The following is a 17,157-nucleotide window of genomic DNA, read 5'->3' on the forward strand; positions in this document are numbered from 1 at the left end:
ACTACTGAAATGGACAATATTGCGCTCTGGATGTCGCAGCCGCATTTCGGCTTCCTGGAAATCGCAAAGACCTGCGGCGTTAGCCAACTTGTCATCGAACTCGAGCACGGCACCTTCGATCTCGCAACGCTCGACCAGTTTCTCGCCTTTTCCAAATCGCTTGGCATCCCGACACTGACCAAGGTCATTGCGCCAACGACCGAAGCCATCCAGCAGGCACTGGATTTTGGTTCGGACGGCGTGATCCTTCCGCACATTCTCGGTGTTGACCACGCCCAAGAGGTCACCAAGGCAGCGAAATATCCGCTGCTCGGTATCCGATCCTATGCTGGTGGCCGGGTGTTCGGCTACGCCCGTCCGTCGTCGGACGCCTTCGAAAAGGAAAACAGGCGCACCAGGTGCTACGCGATGATCGAGACGGCAGAGAGCCTTGCCGATGTCGAGAAGATCATCGCGCTCGACACGGTCGACGGCCTCTTTCCAGGACCGTCCGATCTGGCACTTGCCCGCGGCCGCGGCGCCTACGCCTTCAACGACGAGGATCGCAAGGATCTTTCCCGGATCGCCAAGGCGGCCCGTGAGGCCGGCAAGACCTGGATCATGCCCGCCTGGACCCCGGCTGAGCGCACCTTCGCCCTCGAGGAAGGTGCCGAATTGCTGGTCGTTGCCACCCAAAACATGGCGCTGCGCGCCGGCATCATGTCCACCATCAACGCACTCAAGCAGGAAAAGGTGGTCGCCTGATCGCGACCGACATTCGGAGAAAAGCCATGAAAATCAGCCTTATCCAAACCAACCCGCAGAATGACCGGGCTGCCAACCTGAAGGTCACCCGCGATCTGATGGCCGATGCGATGAAGACCGATCAGCCGGACCTCATCGTGCTGCCGGAATATTTCGAAGTGTACGGCACCTCGACTGAAGAGAAGCTGGCGCTGGCAGAACCGGCCGGGGGCGCCGCCTACACGATGGCACAGGATTTCGCACGCGCGAACAAGGTCTTTGTCCATGCCGGCACGATCATGGAAAAGGTCGAGGGCGAGAACCGCATCTACAACACCTCCTTCGTGTTCGACCGCGAAGGCAAGGAAGTCGCCGCCTACCGCAAGATCCATATGTTCGACATCGTTGCGCCGGATGGCACAGCCTACAAGGAATCGGCCACCGTCAAGCCGGGCGACGACATCGTCACCTACGAGATCGACGGTATGAAGATCGGTTGCGCCATCTGCTACGACATCCGCTTCTTCGAACTCTTCCTGCAACTCGAACGGGCCGGTTGCGACATCATCGTCCTGCCCGCCGCTTTCACGCTGCAGACCGGAAAGGACCATTGGGAGGTGCTGGCCCGGGCTCGCGCCATCGAAACCCAGACATATTTCGTTGCGTGCGGCCAGACCGGCAGCGTGACGGTCAACGGTGAGAAGCGCGCCTGCTATGGACATTCGCTGGTCTGCGATCCCTGGGGGCACACGATTGCCCGCGCGTCGGATCCGGTCGGCTTTGTCACGGCACGCATCGACGCCAGGGAAATCAAGCGGGTACGCAACCTGATCCCCATGACACAGCACCGGCGCCTCGCCTGCGCTTAAGGAGATAACCCCATGTACGTCATCAAAGACATGCCGGAGCAGATACCTCAGGACGACCTTGACGTCCTCAGTGGCGTCGAGACGGCGACGGTCGGTCACTGGCGCCTGCTCGGCTTCATGGACCGGCAGATCCAACCGCTTCTTCCCGGCCGCCGCGTGGTCGGAACGGCCGTGACGCTCGCCATAGCCGGGCCGGATTCCACCCTTCTTCACCACGCCACCGGCCAGTTGCGTCCAGGCGACATCCTCGTTGTGGATCGTTTGGGTGACGACAAATACGCGTGCTGGGGTGGTGGTGTCACCGTTGCCGCCAAGGCGGCGGGTGCGGTTGCCGGCATCGTCGACGGGCCTTGCACCGACCTCACTGAAATCCAGGAATCTGATTTCCCGATGTGGTCGCGCGGCCTCTCGCCGATCACCACGCGTCTCTACGATCTCGGGGGTGGCTTCAACATTCCGATCAGTTGCGGCGGCGCCGTCGTAATGCCCGGCGATGCCATCCTTGCCGATGAAAGCGGCGTGCTGGTCATTCCGCGCGATGAAGTCCGGGCCGTGTCAGAGGAGGCGCTGAAACGACAGGAATCGGGCAAGAAGCGTGAAGCCAGCGTTCGGGACAAGGTTCAGAAACTTGGCGAAATGACCGGCGCGAGCGCGAAGGTCCTGGCCAAGCTCGCCTGACACGATCCAACAACCGAGGTCCGGGCGTTTCTGTCCGGACCTTTTTGCCATGCGTGCGCAATCCTTGCCGACCCGGCGTTGTCATATCGCCTTCACGGTGTAACGTGGCAACCGGGAACATAGTCTGTATAAAACAACAGCTTACGACAATTTATGCGTGAAATACGCGAGAGCGGTCGTAATAAGGGTGAGGCGCGTTCACGCGATGAATATTCGATTCCTGGAAACGGTTGTGTGGTTGGCCGAGTTGCGCAGTTTTCGCGCTACTGCAGACCGCATGAACATCACGCCAGCGGCCATTTCCAATCGCATTTCCGCCATGGAACAGGAACTTGGTATCCGGCTTTTTGAGCGCGATACACGTGACGTGCACCTGACCCGCGAGGGACGCTCATTCGTTTCAGGCGCACGCGACATTATCGCGCGTTACAATCGCCTGGTCAGCGACGTGGCGCCACCTGAGACGGTAGAGGGAACCGTACGCATTGGCCTCGTGCCTGCAATGGCTCTGGCCATACTGCCCGGCATCATGGCCACGCTCCGGCAACGGTTTCCACGCGTCCGTGTCGCGGTGACCACCGACGCGTCGCAGACGATCCTCTCCAAGCTGGAAAAGAGGGAACTCGACATCATCCTCGGTTTCCACGGTTCGCAGATCGAGAAGTACCGGATCGTCGATCTCTGTACTTTCGGCATGTTCTGGATCGCCAACGGCGCCTTTCCAACCGACGACGAGGCGATCAGCCGGGCGGAGCTGATGCTGAACCCAATCATCTCCTATGAAATTGGAACCCAGGCCCACAGGCGAATGGTCGAATACCTACCGGCCAATTCCTTCGGCCAGGGCGTGGTACATTATTCCAACTCGCTGGCCACGACGATCAGCATGATCGCAGCCGGTATCGGCATCTCAGTCCTGCCGCCAATCGTTATCCAGAACGAATTGCGTCTCGGCACGCTAAAGGTCCTGAACGTGCGTCACCCGTTCCCGGCCACCGACTATTTCGCGGTCTATCTCGACACGCCCTCGTCGCGACTGTCCCCGCTGATCGCGTCGATCGCGTCCGATGTGGCAGCAGAATTCTGTTCCCTCTACGACAATGCGCTCGCGGTTCACCGGTAAGGAAATTCGCCAAGGCTTTGCTTCGAGTTGACTGCCGGTCGATCGTGCACCCAGCCTTTCATTCACATAACGGTCACGGGCGCCCGATCATCCACCAGGCCGTTATCGCGATGCCGCCGACGAGCCGCGGGCACTGTTCTAAAATCCCATCGCCGCTATCACTCGGAATAATATGAGTTTTAGGACGGAGGAGGCGTAGATATCGATGGCGCATCTTTAGCCTCGGTGGGGGCAACCCTCAGGCACTGGCAACTTCCAACGATGAGTCTTCGAAAGATCAGTGGCTATCCGGTCCCTGCATCCATTGCGGAAATATCCCCTTTGGCATGAAGCACACGCCAAACGTCGATGTGGTCGACCTGCACGCGATAGAAAACGAGATAGGGATATCTCTTCAGATAGACGTTCCTCAGGTCAGGCAATCCCAGTTCGTACGCATACCGCAAGGCTCCCGATTCCGGATGCCTCGCGATCAAATCGTAAGCCGCTTGAAGAGCGTCGACGAATCCTAAGGCGACGTCCGCTCCCGCCTCACGTACATAAAAGTCGACGGCCGCCTCCGCATCTGTGCGTGCCAACTCACGTAGAATAACTGGCTTGATTTTCACTTGCTCCGCCGGCCACAAGCCCGATCGCGTAACCCTGTGAAGTAATCTGCATCGGCCGGAGCAGTTTGCGCTGAGGAAGCACCGTCAAGCAACAAGTCGCGCAATTTGAGGCGATCTTGATCTCGACGGATCAGCTCGCGAATGTATTCGCTGCTCGTGCCGTAGCCCCGCCCGGCGACTTGTTCATCGACGAAACTCTTCAGATAGTCCGGAAGGGAAATGTTCATCGTGCTCATGAAGCTAAGATATCCCGCTTGGCAAAATTTGGCAATTCACCTCCCCTCATTCTCACAGGATACTGCAATCCTCACTCTTGATCGCCACCGCCCACGGCGCGATGTCAGCGTTAGACAGTCCCATGTCGCGGAACCGTCGGCCTGGCGGATACTATGAACCGATGATCCTCACCCATGTTACGAGGGACAACTTGGCCTACTTCGAGGAGTTCTTCGGTCCCGTTGCACAGGTGCTGTGATCAAATGCGATGACGACATTGTGAGGATCGCGAATGACACGAGTTTCGGTCTATCCGGGGCGATTTTCACGGCAAACGTTGAGCGTGCAAACTCCCTCGCTTCTCAGGTCGTGATGGGCTCGGTCTGGATCAATACATCCTCCTTCACCGGACAGGAACTCCCGTTCGGAGGGGTCAAGCGATCCGGCTACAGTCGCGAGCTCGCGGGCGCGGGCATCAAAGAATTGGTGAACCAGAAAATGGTGCTCGTCGCTTATTGACGCCCCGCGCATCGCCCTGCCACGATTGGGCCGCAGTTGAGCGGCTCATTTTGCTTTGCGGGCATCCGGCAAGCCGCAGAACAGTGCTGTCAGTCGCCGACATCAGATGAAAAACACCCGCTAGGCAGTCTGGCTCCGCACTTATGCACGTAGTGTACCCAGAACCGACAGGATTTTTGGATTGAAGACCCGCAAGCCGCTTATTCTCACCGCCCGGATCGAGAAAACAGACCTTGAGACGTTCGATCGCCTTCGGACGGCGCATTTTCCGCCGGATCGAAACTTCCTTACGGCACACCTTACGATGTTTCATCGGCTGCCGGGCGAATACTGCGAGCGGATCGTCGAAGCGCTGCAGGCGGCGGCCGGGAAGCGTGGCCAGATCCGAGCTGAGGTTGCCGGTGTTCGCCATCTTGGTTCGGGCGTCGCGTTCACGATCATCAGTCTTGCGCTCGATCAGCTCTATCGAGACTTGAGATCTGCTTTCACGCCATGGCTGGGTGGGCAGGACTTGCAGAGGTGGCAGCCCCATATCACCGTGCAAAACAAGGTTTCGCGGTCAGTCGCAGATACTCTGCATCAGCAACTGACACACGATTTCGAGCCACGATCGGTGATGCTGGAAGGCCTGGATCTCTGGATGTACATGGGCGGGCCTTGGCAGCTCGAACGGACGGTCAGTTTTACAACGGAGTCCGCTCGCTCTGAGGCGCCATAACGCCGGCTCGGCTCCGATGCCGAGCGCAAGCGCGGACCATTCGACAGCTACGCAACTCCTGGTCGGACCGCACCAGAGATCTAGATGTCGCATCACGGTCGTGGAGGAAAACGATAGTCCCGCACGGCAGGGCCTTCCTACTTCGCCCTTAGAGTAGATCGACCCTAGCATCACAATCCATCTTCGCTTTGTTGGACGCCCGACTGCGGTTACTATCCGAAAACACCAACGAGCCATGTGAAACCGCCGTTCACAGATCAATGCAGCTTCCTGGAGCTTCGATCGTGCCGTCTTATGCCTTTGGTCCGTTCGTCCTTGTTCCAGAGCGTCAGGCGCTTCTGCGAGATCAGACGGCCGTCCGCGTGGGTAGCCGCGCGCTGGAGATCCTCGCGGCATTGGTTGAACGTCCTGGCGAGGTCGTCAGCAAGGCCGAGCTTGTTGCGCGTGCCTGGCCGAGTACCTTCGTCGAAGACAGCAATCTCAAGGTAAACGTAGCGGCACTCCGTCGAGCCCTTGGCGATAGCGCGAACGACACACGATACATCGCGACGGTCAGTGGCCGCGGCTATCGCTTCGTGTCGCCCGTGCACGCATCGAGGTTTGGCGATATCCGGCCTGCCGAGAGACCCGAGGACACCCGAAGGCACAATCTGCCGGCCGCCACGACCCGGCTGCTGGGACGGCGCGATGCCGTGGACGCGGTCCAGAGCGCCCTTGCGAAGAGCCGCCTTCTGACGATCGTTGGCTCCGGTGGCATCGGCAAGACGAAGCTGGCACTCGTCGTCGCCGACCAGCTCACTGCGGCCTATGCCCACGGCGTCTGGTTCGTCGACCTGGCCATGGTGAGCGATGCAGCCCTCGTGCCGACGTCGATCGCCGCAGCTATTGGCCTCAGGGTACATTCCGCAAACATCGAAGCCGCACTGGTCGCTTTCGCGGCCGATCGGGAATTGCTGCTTGTCCTTGATAATTGCGAACATCTCGTAGAAGCGGTCGCAACCTGCACGCAGGCGCTGCTGGCCTCTGCAGCCAGGGTGCGAATACTGGCTACAAGCCGCGAACCGATACGAATTGCCGGTGAACACGTGTATCGGCTGCCGCCACTCGAAACGCCTCCCAACGCGTGCGGACTGACGGCAGCCCAGGCATTGGCGTTCCCGGCAATCGACCTTTTCGTCGAACGCGCGGCCAGCAGTCGCAGTGGGTTCGCGCTCAGCGACGAGAACGCGCCCATCGTCGCCGAAATCTGCCGGCGCCTCGACGGACTTGCCCTCGCGATCGAACTCGCCGTACCGCGGCTGGACGCGTTTAGCACGCGGGAACTCCTCGACCTACTTGCCGATCAAGCCCTGGTGTTGAGCAATATGCGGTGCGGGGACCAGCGCCACCAGACGCTGGCAGCGACACTGGACTGGAGCTACGGCCTACTCGTCGAGCCTGAGCGAGAGCTCTTGCGGCGCCTCTCGGTTTTTTCAGGCGCATTCAGCCTCGAATCGGCCTGCGCCATCGCAGTCGACAACGGCCGCCCTCGCGCCGACTGTACCCGCCGTGTCGCAAACCTCGTCGCCAAGTCGCTTGTCTCGACCGAGCGGGGAGATCTCGGGACACATTACAGGCTGCTCGATACAACCCGCAGATATGCCCGCCAGAAACTGGACGAGAGCGGCGAGCACCACCACCTGCGCCAACGCCACGCCGAACACCTGCTCGAGCTTGCCAAACGCGCCGAAGCGGAATGGAAAATCAGACCGACCGACCAGTGGCTCGCCGAATACGGGTGCAAGGTCGACGACATCCGCAGCGCTCTGAATTGGGCGTTCGTCGACAACCGCAGCATCGCCATGGGCATCGCGCTTACAGTCGCTGCAATCCCGTTCTGGGAACATCTGTCCCTCATGGACGAGTGTCGGGCAAGGGTCGAAGGCGCCATCAACGCGTCCTTCGCCAAGTACCGTAGCGCCCGCGACGACATGAAGCTCAATCTGGCGCTTGGGACCACTCTGCTTCATACGCGGGGGCCGCTCCCCGAGGTCAGAACCGCCTGGAACACGGCGCTCGGCTGTGCCGAAGTGCTTGGTGACACCGAATACACGCTTCGATGTCTCTGGGGTTTGTGCGACTACTTCACCTGGACCGGCGAGCACCGATCCGCCCTGGCGATCGCCGACAGGATAAGAAGGCTGGCGACCGACTGCAGGGATGTGGATGCATGCAATAATGTCGACCGGCAGACCGGCACCGCGCTGCGCTATCTGGGAGACTTTGCAGGTTCGCGACGCCACCTCGAGCGCATGATTTCGAGGTATGTTCCTCCTGTCACCCGCTCGGATATTGCCCGTTTCCAGTTGGATCCGCGATCTGCGGCAAGAGGAACCCTTGCAAACGTGTTGTGGCTTCAGGGACATCCCGACATGGCAGTGACCATTGCGCAGCGTCAGTTGGAGGAGGCACGGGCCGCCCACCACGCCCTCGCGCTCTGCAATGCAGTCGTTCACACGACCTGCCCCATTGCAATGCTGACGGGTGATGTTGCTGCCGCGGAACGCATGCTTGTCGGCATTCAAGCGCATGTGGCCGAACACGCCATGACGATCTGGAATGCCATGTCCCGTTCCCTGCGCGGCGAATGGCTCCTGCAGAATGGAGATGCTTCCGGCCTGACCATCTTGAAAGCCGCGCTCGATGAGCTTCTCTCCGTAGGCTTCCGCATGCGTTGCCCGTTCTACATGGGCGTCTACGCGGCAGGGCTCGGGGATCACGGCGACATTGATGCCGGGCTGGCGGCAATCGACGAGGCGATCGCGCTTGCGGCCTCGACCGGCGAAATCTGGTGCGTTCCGGAACTGCTGCGGATCAAGGCGGGTCTCTCCCTCGACGAAGGACGGACTTCGGCGGACGCCGAGGCCCTCTACATGCAGGCAATCGAACTCGCGCACCGCCACGGTGCGCTGTCCTGGGAGTTGCGTGCAGCAACGTCCCTCGCCGAACATTGGCTCCGCTCGGAGAAAGGTGAAAGCGCCGCAGCGCTGCTCGCGCCGATTTTTCAACGCTTTGGCGAAGGGTTCACCACGCGCGATCTGCTGAGGGCGCACGCCGTGCTCGATACCGGCGGGGATCCCAGCAAGAGAAACACCGCCGTTTCCGGCCGCGCGCAGCGCAACGGGGCCGCATACCCGTTTTCCTAACGCTGCAGCGACCGCGTGCGGCCATCCAGCATGAGAAGGATCGGCGCAATCACGGCAATGCCCGCAAAGATCATGAAGGTCTCGGCGTAGCGTGTGCCGTCTGAGGCCATGATGTGTAGGGTTGCCGGACCAAGGCCGGCGCCCATCGTCAACCCCATGTAGTTGACGCCGAAGAGCTTGCCGAAGCTTCGCATGCCGAACCGTTTCGATAGCAGGTAACCGATCGCGTCGCCCTCTGCTCCGGTGGCAAGGCCAAAAAAGACAGCGCTGATATAGACCGGCATCACGCCCTCGGAGCTTAGCAGGATGCAATGACCGACAACGGGCGACAGAAAAGCCAGGCTGGTCAACGGGACCGGGGCAAATCGATCGAGCAACGCCCCGAAGCCGAGACGCATGACGATGAATGACAATCCCACAAAGCTCATGACAAACGCAGATCTTGCGGCATCCGCGCCACGATCCGCCAGCACCACAGGAAGGGAAATGGACCCGGCTGCAGCGGCAAAATAATTGAGAAAGAACGCCGCGAGCATCAGCCAGAAGCTCGCCGTTCTTGCCGCTTGCGGGACGGTAAATCCCTCCACTCTCACGCGATCGCCCTCCTGAACCACCGGCGGGTCGCGAACAGCAAACAGCGCAACCGGGAGGGTGATTGCCATTGAAACCAGGCCCGCCGCCACGAAGGCAAGGCGCCAGCCCCATTCCGAAATGAGGAACGCCAGGAACGGAGGAACGGTCGCGATCCCAAGCCCCACAAAGGAAAGCATTATCCCGAGCGCGAGCCCCCTCCGGGCCGAGAACCATCCGACTATCAAGTAGGTGTAGGGCACGCCGGTCTGCGCAGCCCCCATGAGGCTCGCGACGGCGACAGCACCGACGAAAGCAGTGAGGTTCTGCGACAGGATGCCCACGCCGATCATTCCCGCCGCCATCGACACGGAAGATACCGTGAGCACCCGGCGCGGACCGAACCTATCCGTCAGAGCTCCCACCACAGGCGACATCAGGCCGTTTACAATGGCGATCGGTGCGACAACGGCGGCTACGACGGTTCGGTCCCAGCCGGTGTCCTCGGCGATTGGCACGATGAAGACGCTGAAGCCGTAAATCAGCACGATGCCGATGCTGAGATACATGCCGGCACCGGCGCCGAGCACGATTGCTATGCGTCGGGCCAACCCAATTGTCGTATCCATTCCCAACAATGCCCCAGTTTCGCGAGCGGCGGCGACGTGCTCGGAGAGCAGCTCGATTCACCAGAATTCACCGAACTTAACGCGCCCGGCAAACGCTCCGGCGCTAGCATCGGGCCAGTCACCACCTGACCGATAGGAAGCAGCCATGTCTCACGAGCAAAAGCCAGCCATCCATTTGGGTGACCCTGACCGCCGCACCGTCCTGCGCGCCGCCGGCGGTGTTGCAATCGGCGGGATAGCAGCCGCCCTTTCGGCCAATGCAACGGCATCCGCGCAGGCGACACCTGCGCCAGCCCGCGACCCCAATTCACTGGGTGGTCGGCTCCAAGGTGTCCAGCATTTCGGCCTGACAGTTCAAAACATGGAGCGCGCCTACGAGTTCTACACCGGTGTTCTTGGCGGGACCGAGGTCTTTCGCCACGGTGACTTCCAAGGCGACGCCGTCCAGAACACATTGCTTGCCGACCAGGAGATTCTCGCCAACCAGCTTGGTGTCAATCCGCGAACGATAGGCGTGCCCGACCTCAGGGGCGGGGCACAACGGCTCGACGTGCGGTTCATTCAGTTCGATAACGTCGTGATCGAACTGTTGCAGTATCGCGACGCCGACCAGCCAATGGGCGGTCCCAAGGCCTTCGCCGAGCCGGTCGAGCACATGAGCCCGGCCTTTCCGCGCATGATGCACATCTGCTTCCACGTCGGCGACGACGTCGATTTCAATCAGTTCATCGCCGATCTCGAGGCGGAGTCCGCACGTCGTGGCATGACTCAGGTAAGGGCAAATCGCATCATTCGGGTCTCGACTGAAGAGGAGCGCAAGTCAGCTCCCATCGACACCAATACCAACAAGGTAACGGTTGCCCCGTCGGACGGCTGGGAGCTGATCTACTGCAAAGGCCCCGAAGGCGAGCAACTCGAATTCGTCAAGGCGCTTGGGCCTGTGAAGAAGAGGTTCTCCGATGCGTTGGCGGCACATCTGCAGCTCGCGAGCGCCAAGTAGGCACGTCAGGCATCAGCATCGACGAGCCAACAGCCTGATGGGCCGTCGGTCGGCCTTTCTGCTGCCGGGAAAAGGAGAAACGACATGCTCAAGACAATGCGAGTACAGCCTTTGGCTGTCCTGCTCGTGGGCCTCTTTGCGACACCGGCCCTTCCCCCAAGTGCGCTGGCACAGGAAGGGCCGGGTCAGGGCTATGGCAAGATTGCAAGCGGTGCCTATTCGGTCGTTGCCGAGGTCCGCGCGAAGCCCGGCAAGGAAGCAGAGCTGCGCGCCATCACGTTGCCCCTGATCGACCTTGTCCGCGGTGATCCCGCGAACCTCGTCTATTTCCTTCAGGAGAACCGGGAGAAACCCGGCCACTTCATCTTTTACGAGATCTTCGCCAACGAGGCCGACTTCGAGGCACACAACGCCATGCCCTATGTGCAGGAGTGGTTTGCCAAGCTGCCGGACCTTGCTGATGGAGGCGTGACGGTGAGGCGAATGCAGGTGCTGGCGCCGGCCGGAAACTAGCGGAACGACGCAACGAGAGCCGACGCCTTGCGCGTGGCACCACGAGACCGCAAAGGGGGTCCGCCGTGAGACTTCAGGGCAAAGTGGCATTGGTAACGGGCGCCGCCGGCGGTATCGGCTTTGCCACGGCGGAGCTGTTCGACCGAGAAGGCGCCATTGTCGTGGCCAGCGATATCAAACCGCCGGCCAGGCCCCATCCAGGCACCATCGAACTGGTGACCCATGATGTCACCAGTGAAGAGCAATGGGCAACGGTGGTTGGCGCGATTGTCAGGAGGCATGGACGCCTGGACGTCCTCATCAACAACGCCGGCATCATTGCCTACGAGCCGTTGGACAAGCTTGAGATGAAGGAGTGGCTGCAAATGATCGCTGTCGACCAAACTGGGGTTTTCCTCGGCATGCGCGAGGCCGTGCGCGTCATGCGAAAACAGCAATCGGGCTCAATCGTCAACATCTCGTCGATCTGGGGCTCGGCAGCAGTTTCAGGCGCCCATTCCTATCATGCCGCCAAAGGTGCTGTCCGCAACATGTCGAAGAACGCAGCGATGACCTACGTCGCCGACGGCATCCGCGTGAACTCTGTGCACCCGGGTTTCATACACACACCGCTTACGGATGCGCAGGAACCCAAGCTCAACGAAGCGGTTATCGCGATGACGCCGATGAAGCGCGGCGGCAAGCCGCTGGAGGTAGCCTATGGCTGCCTTTATCTCGCTTCCGATGAGGCCAGCTACGTGACCGGGATCGAGCTGAACATAGACGGCGGGTATCTCGCTCGATAACTTCGTTGAGGCACGGAGTTAGAGCAACCAGTGCGAAAATCGATCTTCGGAGTAGGCGACCTACATCCAATCGAGTCGCAGGCGCGCATGGGCGATATCGGCCACGACCGAGACTGCGAGCGAACGTGCATCGCGTGCCTTGTCGAATATGCCGATCGGCGCCTTGATCCGAGAAAGGAGACGCTCATCTCCCCCACGCTCGCGCAGGAACTGGCAGCGCTTGGCATGGGTCCTGCGGCTGCCAAGGGCGCCGATGTAGAATGCTGACGATGCAAGAGCTGCGTTGAGCAGCGGCAACTCGCGATCGACATCGTGGAAGAGGAGCGCGACAGCCGTATCACCGTCAAGTTCGCCTGGCGACGGCACCTGCCCGCGCTCCAGCGCGACCGTCTCGTAGCCGGCCGCAACAGCAATGCGAGCAACCGCGTCGGTCTCCAGCGGAGTGCCGGCGATCACGACCCGCGGCCTCGGGCGATAGGTGCGCACAAAAGATTCGCCGCACCAGCCACTGGCCTCGCCGCCCTGCTGCAACGAAAGGGTGCGCCTGCCGGGGTGGTAGCGCAGTCCCACCGGCAAGCGACGATGAAGGGCGGCAAGCGCCTGGCGCAGGACTGCTGCGTCCGCCAAGACATGGATCGCAAGGGTAATGCCGCCGCCGCAGGGAAGGACAATATCAAAAAACGGGGAACCTTCGCCAAGTCGAAGATGGCGATCCATGCCCTTGTTCAGGGCAGTCATTGCGTCTGCGGCGACCGCCGCTTCGGTGCAACCACCGGAGACGAAACCGCAATAGAGACCATCACCGCGCACGACCATCTGAGCGCCGAGGGCGCGCGCCGCACCGCCACGAATGTCGACGAGCGTGATGAGTGCGGTGGGCTTCCCCTCTTCGAGCGATCGAGCGGCGAAGGACAGTATTTCGATCGCATCGTCCGACAGGAAGGCGGCGCGCGGCTCCGGCGCAAGCGTTTCCGGATCGGCGGCGATGCGGATCGTCATCTCATTCCACTCCCTGCGTTCCCCGCCAGCGGCGCACGACACCCGGATCGAGATCAAAGAGATCGAGCACGCGGCCGACGGTGTGGTCGACCATGTCTTCGATGCTCTGAGGTTTCGCGTAGAAGGCCGGCACCGGCGGGTAGATGATGCCGCCCATTTCAGTCACCTGCGCCATGTTGCGGATATGGCCGAGATGAAGCGGCGTCTCCCGGAGCATCAGGACGAGGCGACGGCGTTCCTTCAGCACCACGTCGGCCGCACGGGAAATGAGGTTGTCCGTCGTGCCCGTGGCGATCTCGGCCAGTGTCTTGACCGAACAGGGGGCAACGATCATGCCCAGAGTTTTGTAGGAGCCGGACGAACAGACGGCGCCGATATCCTTGTTGGAATGGGTGGTCGTCGCCAGCGCTTCGAGATCCTGCCTGGAAAATGTCGCCTCGGCCGCAAGCGTGATGCAGGCGGCACGCGACATGATCAGATGGGTCTCGATCTCGAGATCACGCAGCAATTCGAGGATGCGCTTGCCGTAGACCACGCCCGACGCGCCCGAAATGCCGACGATCATGCGTTTCGGATGTGTCATCGCCTACCCCACACTTTTGAGGAGGCTTGCTGCGCGTGCGCTTGCCTCGTCGCTGATGCGGGCGCGCACGCCATGGAAATTCGGACCGCGCGTCGCGTCGAGCCCCATACGCGAGGTCGTGCCGATGCCGCTGGCGGAGGGGTCGAGCGCATTGCCCGGCAGGCCCTCGATGATGACGACGTCCTTATGTGGCTGAAAATGCGTGGCAAGCGCCCAGAGCACCTCGCTGTCGCGGGTGATATCGACATCCGCGTCCACCACGACGACGGTCTTCAGATACTGGTCCCAACCGAGAAGGCCGAGCATGACTTGCCGTGCCTCCCCTTCGCGCGTCTGGTTCATGGCGATGTAGGCGTGAAAATGCGTGCCCGACGAGGGGTAGTGCACCGCAGTGATCGAAGGGAAGCGGGCCTTCAGCTTCTCCACCACCTCGGCCTCGCGCGGCACGCGGCCGAGGTTCAAGTGTTCGGCCGAATTGCCGCCCGCCACGCTGACGAGGATGGAATTGCGCCGGCGCATCACGGTTTCAACCGTGAAGAGGTTGTTGGTCGAGCGGTCGGAGGAATAGCCGGTGAACTCGCCGAACGGCCCCTCCTCCACATGCGCTTCGGGATCCAGCACGCCTTCAAGCACGATCTCGGCATGGGCAGGGACACGGATCCCGTATTTCGGCGTGCGCACCACCTGAAGCGGTTCGCCCATCAGGCCGCCGGCGACATCGCGTTCGTCTTCGCCGAAGGCAAGTCGGGCAGAGGCCGCGATCATGAACAGCGGATGGCCGCCGATGACCATCGCGACCGGCATCGGCCTGCCCTTCTCCTTGGCCATGTTCATCAGCCGCCAGAGATGGCCGCGCGAATGCAGCGATGTGGCGAGCGCATTCTTCGAATGGATCATCGCGCGATGGTAGCTGAGATTGCCGGCACCGGTTTCCGGATGCTCACCGATGATGATACCGCTCGTGATGTATTTCGCCCGGTCCGTGTCGAAGTGCTTGAGCATCGGTAGCGCGTCGAGGTCGACGGCATCGCCGGAGATGATCTCTTCGGTGATCGGGCCTTCTTTGAGGACCTGCGGCGCGAACGGCCGGTTGGCGCGCGCCTGGTAGGCCTCGTGCAGCCTGTCTGCGGTCGACCCGAGCAGACGAGCGATACGGTCGCGCGAGGCAAAGATGTTGCAGAGCACTTCGCTGCCGATGCCGCTGACGTTCTTCAGGTGCAGCATGGGGTGTCGGCCCCGCTCAGCCAGGTTCCAGATCAGCGCCGTTGCATCCTGATCGTCCGAGACCGGCTGGTCGATGGTGATGACATCTTCGGGGTGCTCCGCCCTGTAGTCGGCGAGGAAGCTGCGGACATCTTGCTTGTGGTACTGGGTCATATCTTAGCCTCGACGCGACTGGAGGGTGACGGCGCCCGGATTGGGCGCCGTCGTCTTTACTCAGGCAAATTCCTTGTGCTTGCCCGTGGCCCGGTCGACACCGGCATAGCTATCCTTCAGGCGCGCCTGCGCGTCCCTGAGGTCCCGCGGCGGCGGCGACGGATCGATGCCGACGAGCTTTGCGATGTTGTTGCCGAGATAGCCTTCCAGATCGTCCTCGGAGAGGTTGATGCCGTGCGGCGGATCCTTGCAGAGCACTTCCAGTTCGCGCAGCCACATGCCCGGATCGTTCGGCGGGCTGTCCGTGCCGAAGACGATCTTGTTCTTCGGCAGCTGCTGGGCGAACTCCACGATGCGCGACTGGAAGCACCAGCCGGACTCGCAATAGACGTTCGGCGTATCCATCGCCATCCAGAAAGACTCGAACGAGTAGTTGCCGCCGGTCTGGATGCCGAAGTGGCCGATGATGAAGTTGACCATCGGGAACTCGCGGATGATCGGGTAGAACATCGTCGGGATGGTGTACGGGCCGTCGCCGGTGTGGATGAGAACCACGACGCCGAGTTCGGCGCACTTCTTCATCGCCGGACGCAGCCAGTCGAGCGCGCGGTCAGGACGATAGCCGTGCATGTTGGCGTGCAACTTCAGCATCTTGAAGCCGTATTCCTTGACGTGGAATTCGAGCTCCGCCGCGCCATTTTCAGGTCCCCAGCGCGGGTTGTAGTTGAAGTTGCCGATGAAGCGGTCCGGGTACTTCTGGCAAAGCTCGGCGCAGTAGGCCATGTAGTCGCGAATGCCGTCGCGACCCTTGCGGTTGCCGTCGCGGTAGCCGGTGTTGCCGGGCGGCGGCTGGATGAAGCCCATGTCGATCCGGCGTGGCTTGCCGTTGATCATGTAGGGACCGTCCATCAGCTTGAGCATGCGCTCGCCGGTGAAGGGCTCGCCCGTGTGACGCCACGCCTCGTCGACGAGGTTGGTCGGGTGAAGATGGGTATCGATGATCATTGTTCACTCCGTTCAAATTTACGCGGCAAGGGCGACGCCGTGCTGGCGCAGATACGCCTCGGCTTCCTCGACGGTGGCCGGTGGCTTTGTCGCTTCCAGTCCGATCATCCGGGCGACGTTGTTGCCGAGGTAGTCTTCGAGCGTATCCTCATCGAGGTTCAGGCCCTGCGGCGGCTCGTGGCAGAGGACTTCGAGGAGATTGATCCACATGCCCGGCTCGTTCGGCGGCGTGTCGGAGCCGAAGAGGATCTTGTGCTTGGGCAGCACCTTGGCGAATTCGACGATGCGAGACTGCAGGCACCAGCCGGATTCCACGTAGACACTCGGCGTGTCGAGCGCCATCTGCATCGGCTCGAACACGTAGACGCCGCCGGTCTGGACGCCGAAATGCGCCAGGATGAAGTTCACTTCCGGGAATTCGCGGATGATCGGGTAGAACTCCGTCGGGATCGAGTACGGACCGTCACCGGTATGCACCTTCACCATCAGGCCGAGATCGGCGCACTTCTTCATGGCCGGACGCAGCCAGTCGAGCGCCCGGTCCGGGCGGTAGGCGTGCATGTTCGCCTGCAGCTGCACCATCTTGAAATCGAACTCCTTGGCGTAGCGTTCGATTTCTTCAGCGCCGTTCTGGGTACCGTAGCGCGGGTTGTAGACGAAGCAGCCGAGGAACCGGTCGGGATGCTCGGTCACCATCTTTTCCGTGTAGGCCATGTACTGGCGGATGGCGGCCTTGCCTTCCAGATCCATCACCTCGTGGGTGTAGATGGTGTTGCCTTGCGGCGGCTGGATGAAGGCCTTGTCGATCCGGCGCGGCTTGCCGTTCACATAATACGGGCCATCCATCATCTTCAGCAGTTTGTCGCCGGTGAACGCCGGTCCGTCGTGTCGCCAAGCCAGGTCCACCAGGTCGGTTGGATAGCAGCTCAGGTCAATAATCATAGGTTTCTCCTGTCGTAGAGGGTCCGGTCGATGCGGGGCCGCGCGATGAACGCCATGCCGGCCGAAGCCGGGCGTGGATCCGCGATCTCAGGAAATGCCGAAGACGGAGGGAACG

The 17,157-nt window shown here is 61.3% G+C and carries 18 protein-coding genes and 1 pseudogene; 11 read left to right on the top strand and 8 right to left on the bottom strand.

Features of this window, described 5'->3' with window-relative positions:
- The first annotated feature begins 9 nt into the window (after positions 1 to 9).
- The 4 genes from VGO04_RS18290 to VGO04_RS18305 all read left to right on the top strand — a co-directional run bounded on the left by VGO04_RS18290 (position 10) and on the right by VGO04_RS18305 (position 3,393).
- Entirely contained in the window at positions 10 to 744 is a 735-nt protein-coding gene (locus VGO04_RS18290) for an HpcH/HpaI aldolase family protein (protein WP_327497391.1), read from the top strand.
- Positions 745 to 770: 26 nt separating this feature from the next.
- Positions 771 to 1,592, top strand: coding sequence for a carbon-nitrogen hydrolase family protein (locus VGO04_RS18295; protein ID WP_327497392.1), 822 nt, complete (start codon positions 771 to 773; stop codon positions 1,590 to 1,592).
- A gap of 12 nt (positions 1,593 to 1,604) precedes the next feature.
- Complete coding sequence (locus tag VGO04_RS18300) at positions 1,605 to 2,270, top strand: RraA family protein (RefSeq protein WP_275026023.1); 666 nt, start codon at positions 1,605 to 1,607, stop codon at positions 2,268 to 2,270.
- Positions 2,271 to 2,475: 205 nt separating this feature from the next.
- Positions 2,476 to 3,393, top strand: coding sequence for a LysR family transcriptional regulator (locus tag VGO04_RS18305; protein WP_327497393.1), 918 nt, complete (start codon positions 2,476 to 2,478; stop codon positions 3,391 to 3,393).
- Between the two features lie 277 nt (positions 3,394 to 3,670).
- Here the strand turns inward: VGO04_RS18305 and VGO04_RS18310 are convergent.
- Together VGO04_RS18310 and VGO04_RS18315 are read right to left on the bottom strand one after the other, a co-directional pair.
- Positions 3,671 to 3,995: pseudogene (locus VGO04_RS18310) on the bottom strand (type II toxin-antitoxin system RelE/ParE family toxin).
- Positions 3,996 to 3,997: 2 nt separating this feature from the next.
- Positions 3,998 to 4,237: a type II toxin-antitoxin system ParD family antitoxin gene (locus VGO04_RS18315; RefSeq protein WP_327497394.1), complete on the bottom strand. Its 240-nt coding sequence runs from the start codon at positions 4,235 to 4,237 to the stop codon at positions 3,998 to 4,000.
- 122 nt (positions 4,238 to 4,359) lie between these two features.
- Here VGO04_RS18315 and VGO04_RS18320 point away from each other — a divergent pair, with 122 nt between their 5' ends.
- From VGO04_RS18320 to VGO04_RS18335, 4 genes are all read left to right on the top strand, one after another.
- Positions 4,360 to 4,476, top strand: coding sequence for an aldehyde dehydrogenase family protein (locus VGO04_RS18320; protein WP_327497395.1), 117 nt, complete (start codon positions 4,360 to 4,362; stop codon positions 4,474 to 4,476).
- A 20-nt stretch (positions 4,477 to 4,496) separates the two neighbouring features.
- Positions 4,497 to 4,736, top strand: coding sequence for an aldehyde dehydrogenase family protein (locus tag VGO04_RS18325; RefSeq protein ID WP_327497396.1), 240 nt, complete (start codon positions 4,497 to 4,499; stop codon positions 4,734 to 4,736).
- Between the two features lie 181 nt (positions 4,737 to 4,917).
- Positions 4,918 to 5,454: a 2'-5' RNA ligase family protein gene (locus VGO04_RS18330; RefSeq protein WP_327497397.1), complete on the top strand. Its 537-nt coding sequence runs from the start codon at positions 4,918 to 4,920 to the stop codon at positions 5,452 to 5,454.
- A gap of 284 nt (positions 5,455 to 5,738) precedes the next feature.
- Positions 5,739 to 8,639: an ATP-binding protein gene (locus VGO04_RS18335; RefSeq protein ID WP_327497398.1), complete on the top strand. Its 2,901-nt coding sequence runs from the start codon at positions 5,739 to 5,741 to the stop codon at positions 8,637 to 8,639.
- Here VGO04_RS18335 and VGO04_RS18340 read toward each other — a convergent pair.
- Entirely contained in the window at positions 8,636 to 9,838 is a 1,203-nt protein-coding gene (locus tag VGO04_RS18340; RefSeq protein WP_327497399.1) for an MFS transporter, read from the bottom strand. The genes VGO04_RS18335 and VGO04_RS18340 overlap by 4 nt on opposite strands.
- A gap of 145 nt (positions 9,839 to 9,983) precedes the next feature.
- Between VGO04_RS18340 and VGO04_RS18345 the strand changes: the two genes are divergently transcribed.
- The 3 genes from VGO04_RS18345 to VGO04_RS18355 all read left to right on the top strand — a co-directional run bounded on the left by VGO04_RS18345 (position 9,984) and on the right by VGO04_RS18355 (position 12,136).
- Positions 9,984 to 10,838: a VOC family protein gene (locus VGO04_RS18345; RefSeq protein WP_327497400.1), complete on the top strand. Its 855-nt coding sequence runs from the start codon at positions 9,984 to 9,986 to the stop codon at positions 10,836 to 10,838.
- A gap of 84 nt (positions 10,839 to 10,922) precedes the next feature.
- On the top strand, positions 10,923 to 11,351 hold the full coding sequence (locus VGO04_RS18350) for a putative quinol monooxygenase (RefSeq protein WP_327497401.1): 429 nt from the start codon (positions 10,923 to 10,925) through the stop codon (positions 11,349 to 11,351).
- Between the two features lie 65 nt (positions 11,352 to 11,416).
- Positions 11,417 to 12,136, top strand: a complete 720-nt coding sequence (locus VGO04_RS18355) for an SDR family NAD(P)-dependent oxidoreductase (protein WP_349256602.1) — start codon at positions 11,417 to 11,419, stop codon at positions 12,134 to 12,136.
- Positions 12,137 to 12,196: 60 nt separating this feature from the next.
- Here VGO04_RS18355 and VGO04_RS18360 read toward each other — a convergent pair whose 3' ends face one another.
- The 5 genes from VGO04_RS18360 to VGO04_RS18380 are packed head-to-tail and all read right to left on the bottom strand — an operon-like array spanning position 12,197 to position 17,042.
- Positions 12,197 to 13,135 (bottom strand): XdhC family protein, encoded by a 939-nt coding sequence (locus tag VGO04_RS18360; protein ID WP_327497402.1) that lies wholly within the window; start codon positions 13,133 to 13,135, stop codon positions 12,197 to 12,199.
- A 1-nt stretch (position 13,136) separates the two neighbouring features.
- On the bottom strand, positions 13,137 to 13,718 hold the full coding sequence (locus VGO04_RS18365) for a UbiX family flavin prenyltransferase (protein WP_327497403.1): 582 nt from the start codon (positions 13,716 to 13,718) through the stop codon (positions 13,137 to 13,139).
- Positions 13,719 to 13,721: 3 nt separating this feature from the next.
- Complete coding sequence (locus tag VGO04_RS18370; RefSeq protein WP_327497404.1) at positions 13,722 to 15,095, bottom strand: UbiD family decarboxylase; 1,374 nt, start codon at positions 15,093 to 15,095, stop codon at positions 13,722 to 13,724.
- Positions 15,096 to 15,155: 60 nt separating this feature from the next.
- On the bottom strand, positions 15,156 to 16,100 hold the full coding sequence (locus VGO04_RS18375) for an amidohydrolase family protein (protein ID WP_034791749.1): 945 nt from the start codon (positions 16,098 to 16,100) through the stop codon (positions 15,156 to 15,158).
- Positions 16,101 to 16,118: 18 nt separating this feature from the next.
- Positions 16,119 to 17,042 carry an amidohydrolase family protein gene (locus VGO04_RS18380; protein WP_104663760.1) on the bottom strand — a complete coding sequence of 308 codons (924 nt, stop codon included), beginning with the start codon at positions 17,040 to 17,042 and terminating at the stop codon, positions 16,119 to 16,121.
- Positions 17,043 to 17,157: the final 115 nt, after the last annotated feature.

Origin of the sequence: Ensifer sp., from assembly GCF_035999185.1 — a bacterium.
Taxonomy (GTDB): domain Bacteria; phylum Pseudomonadota; class Alphaproteobacteria; order Rhizobiales; family Rhizobiaceae; genus Ensifer.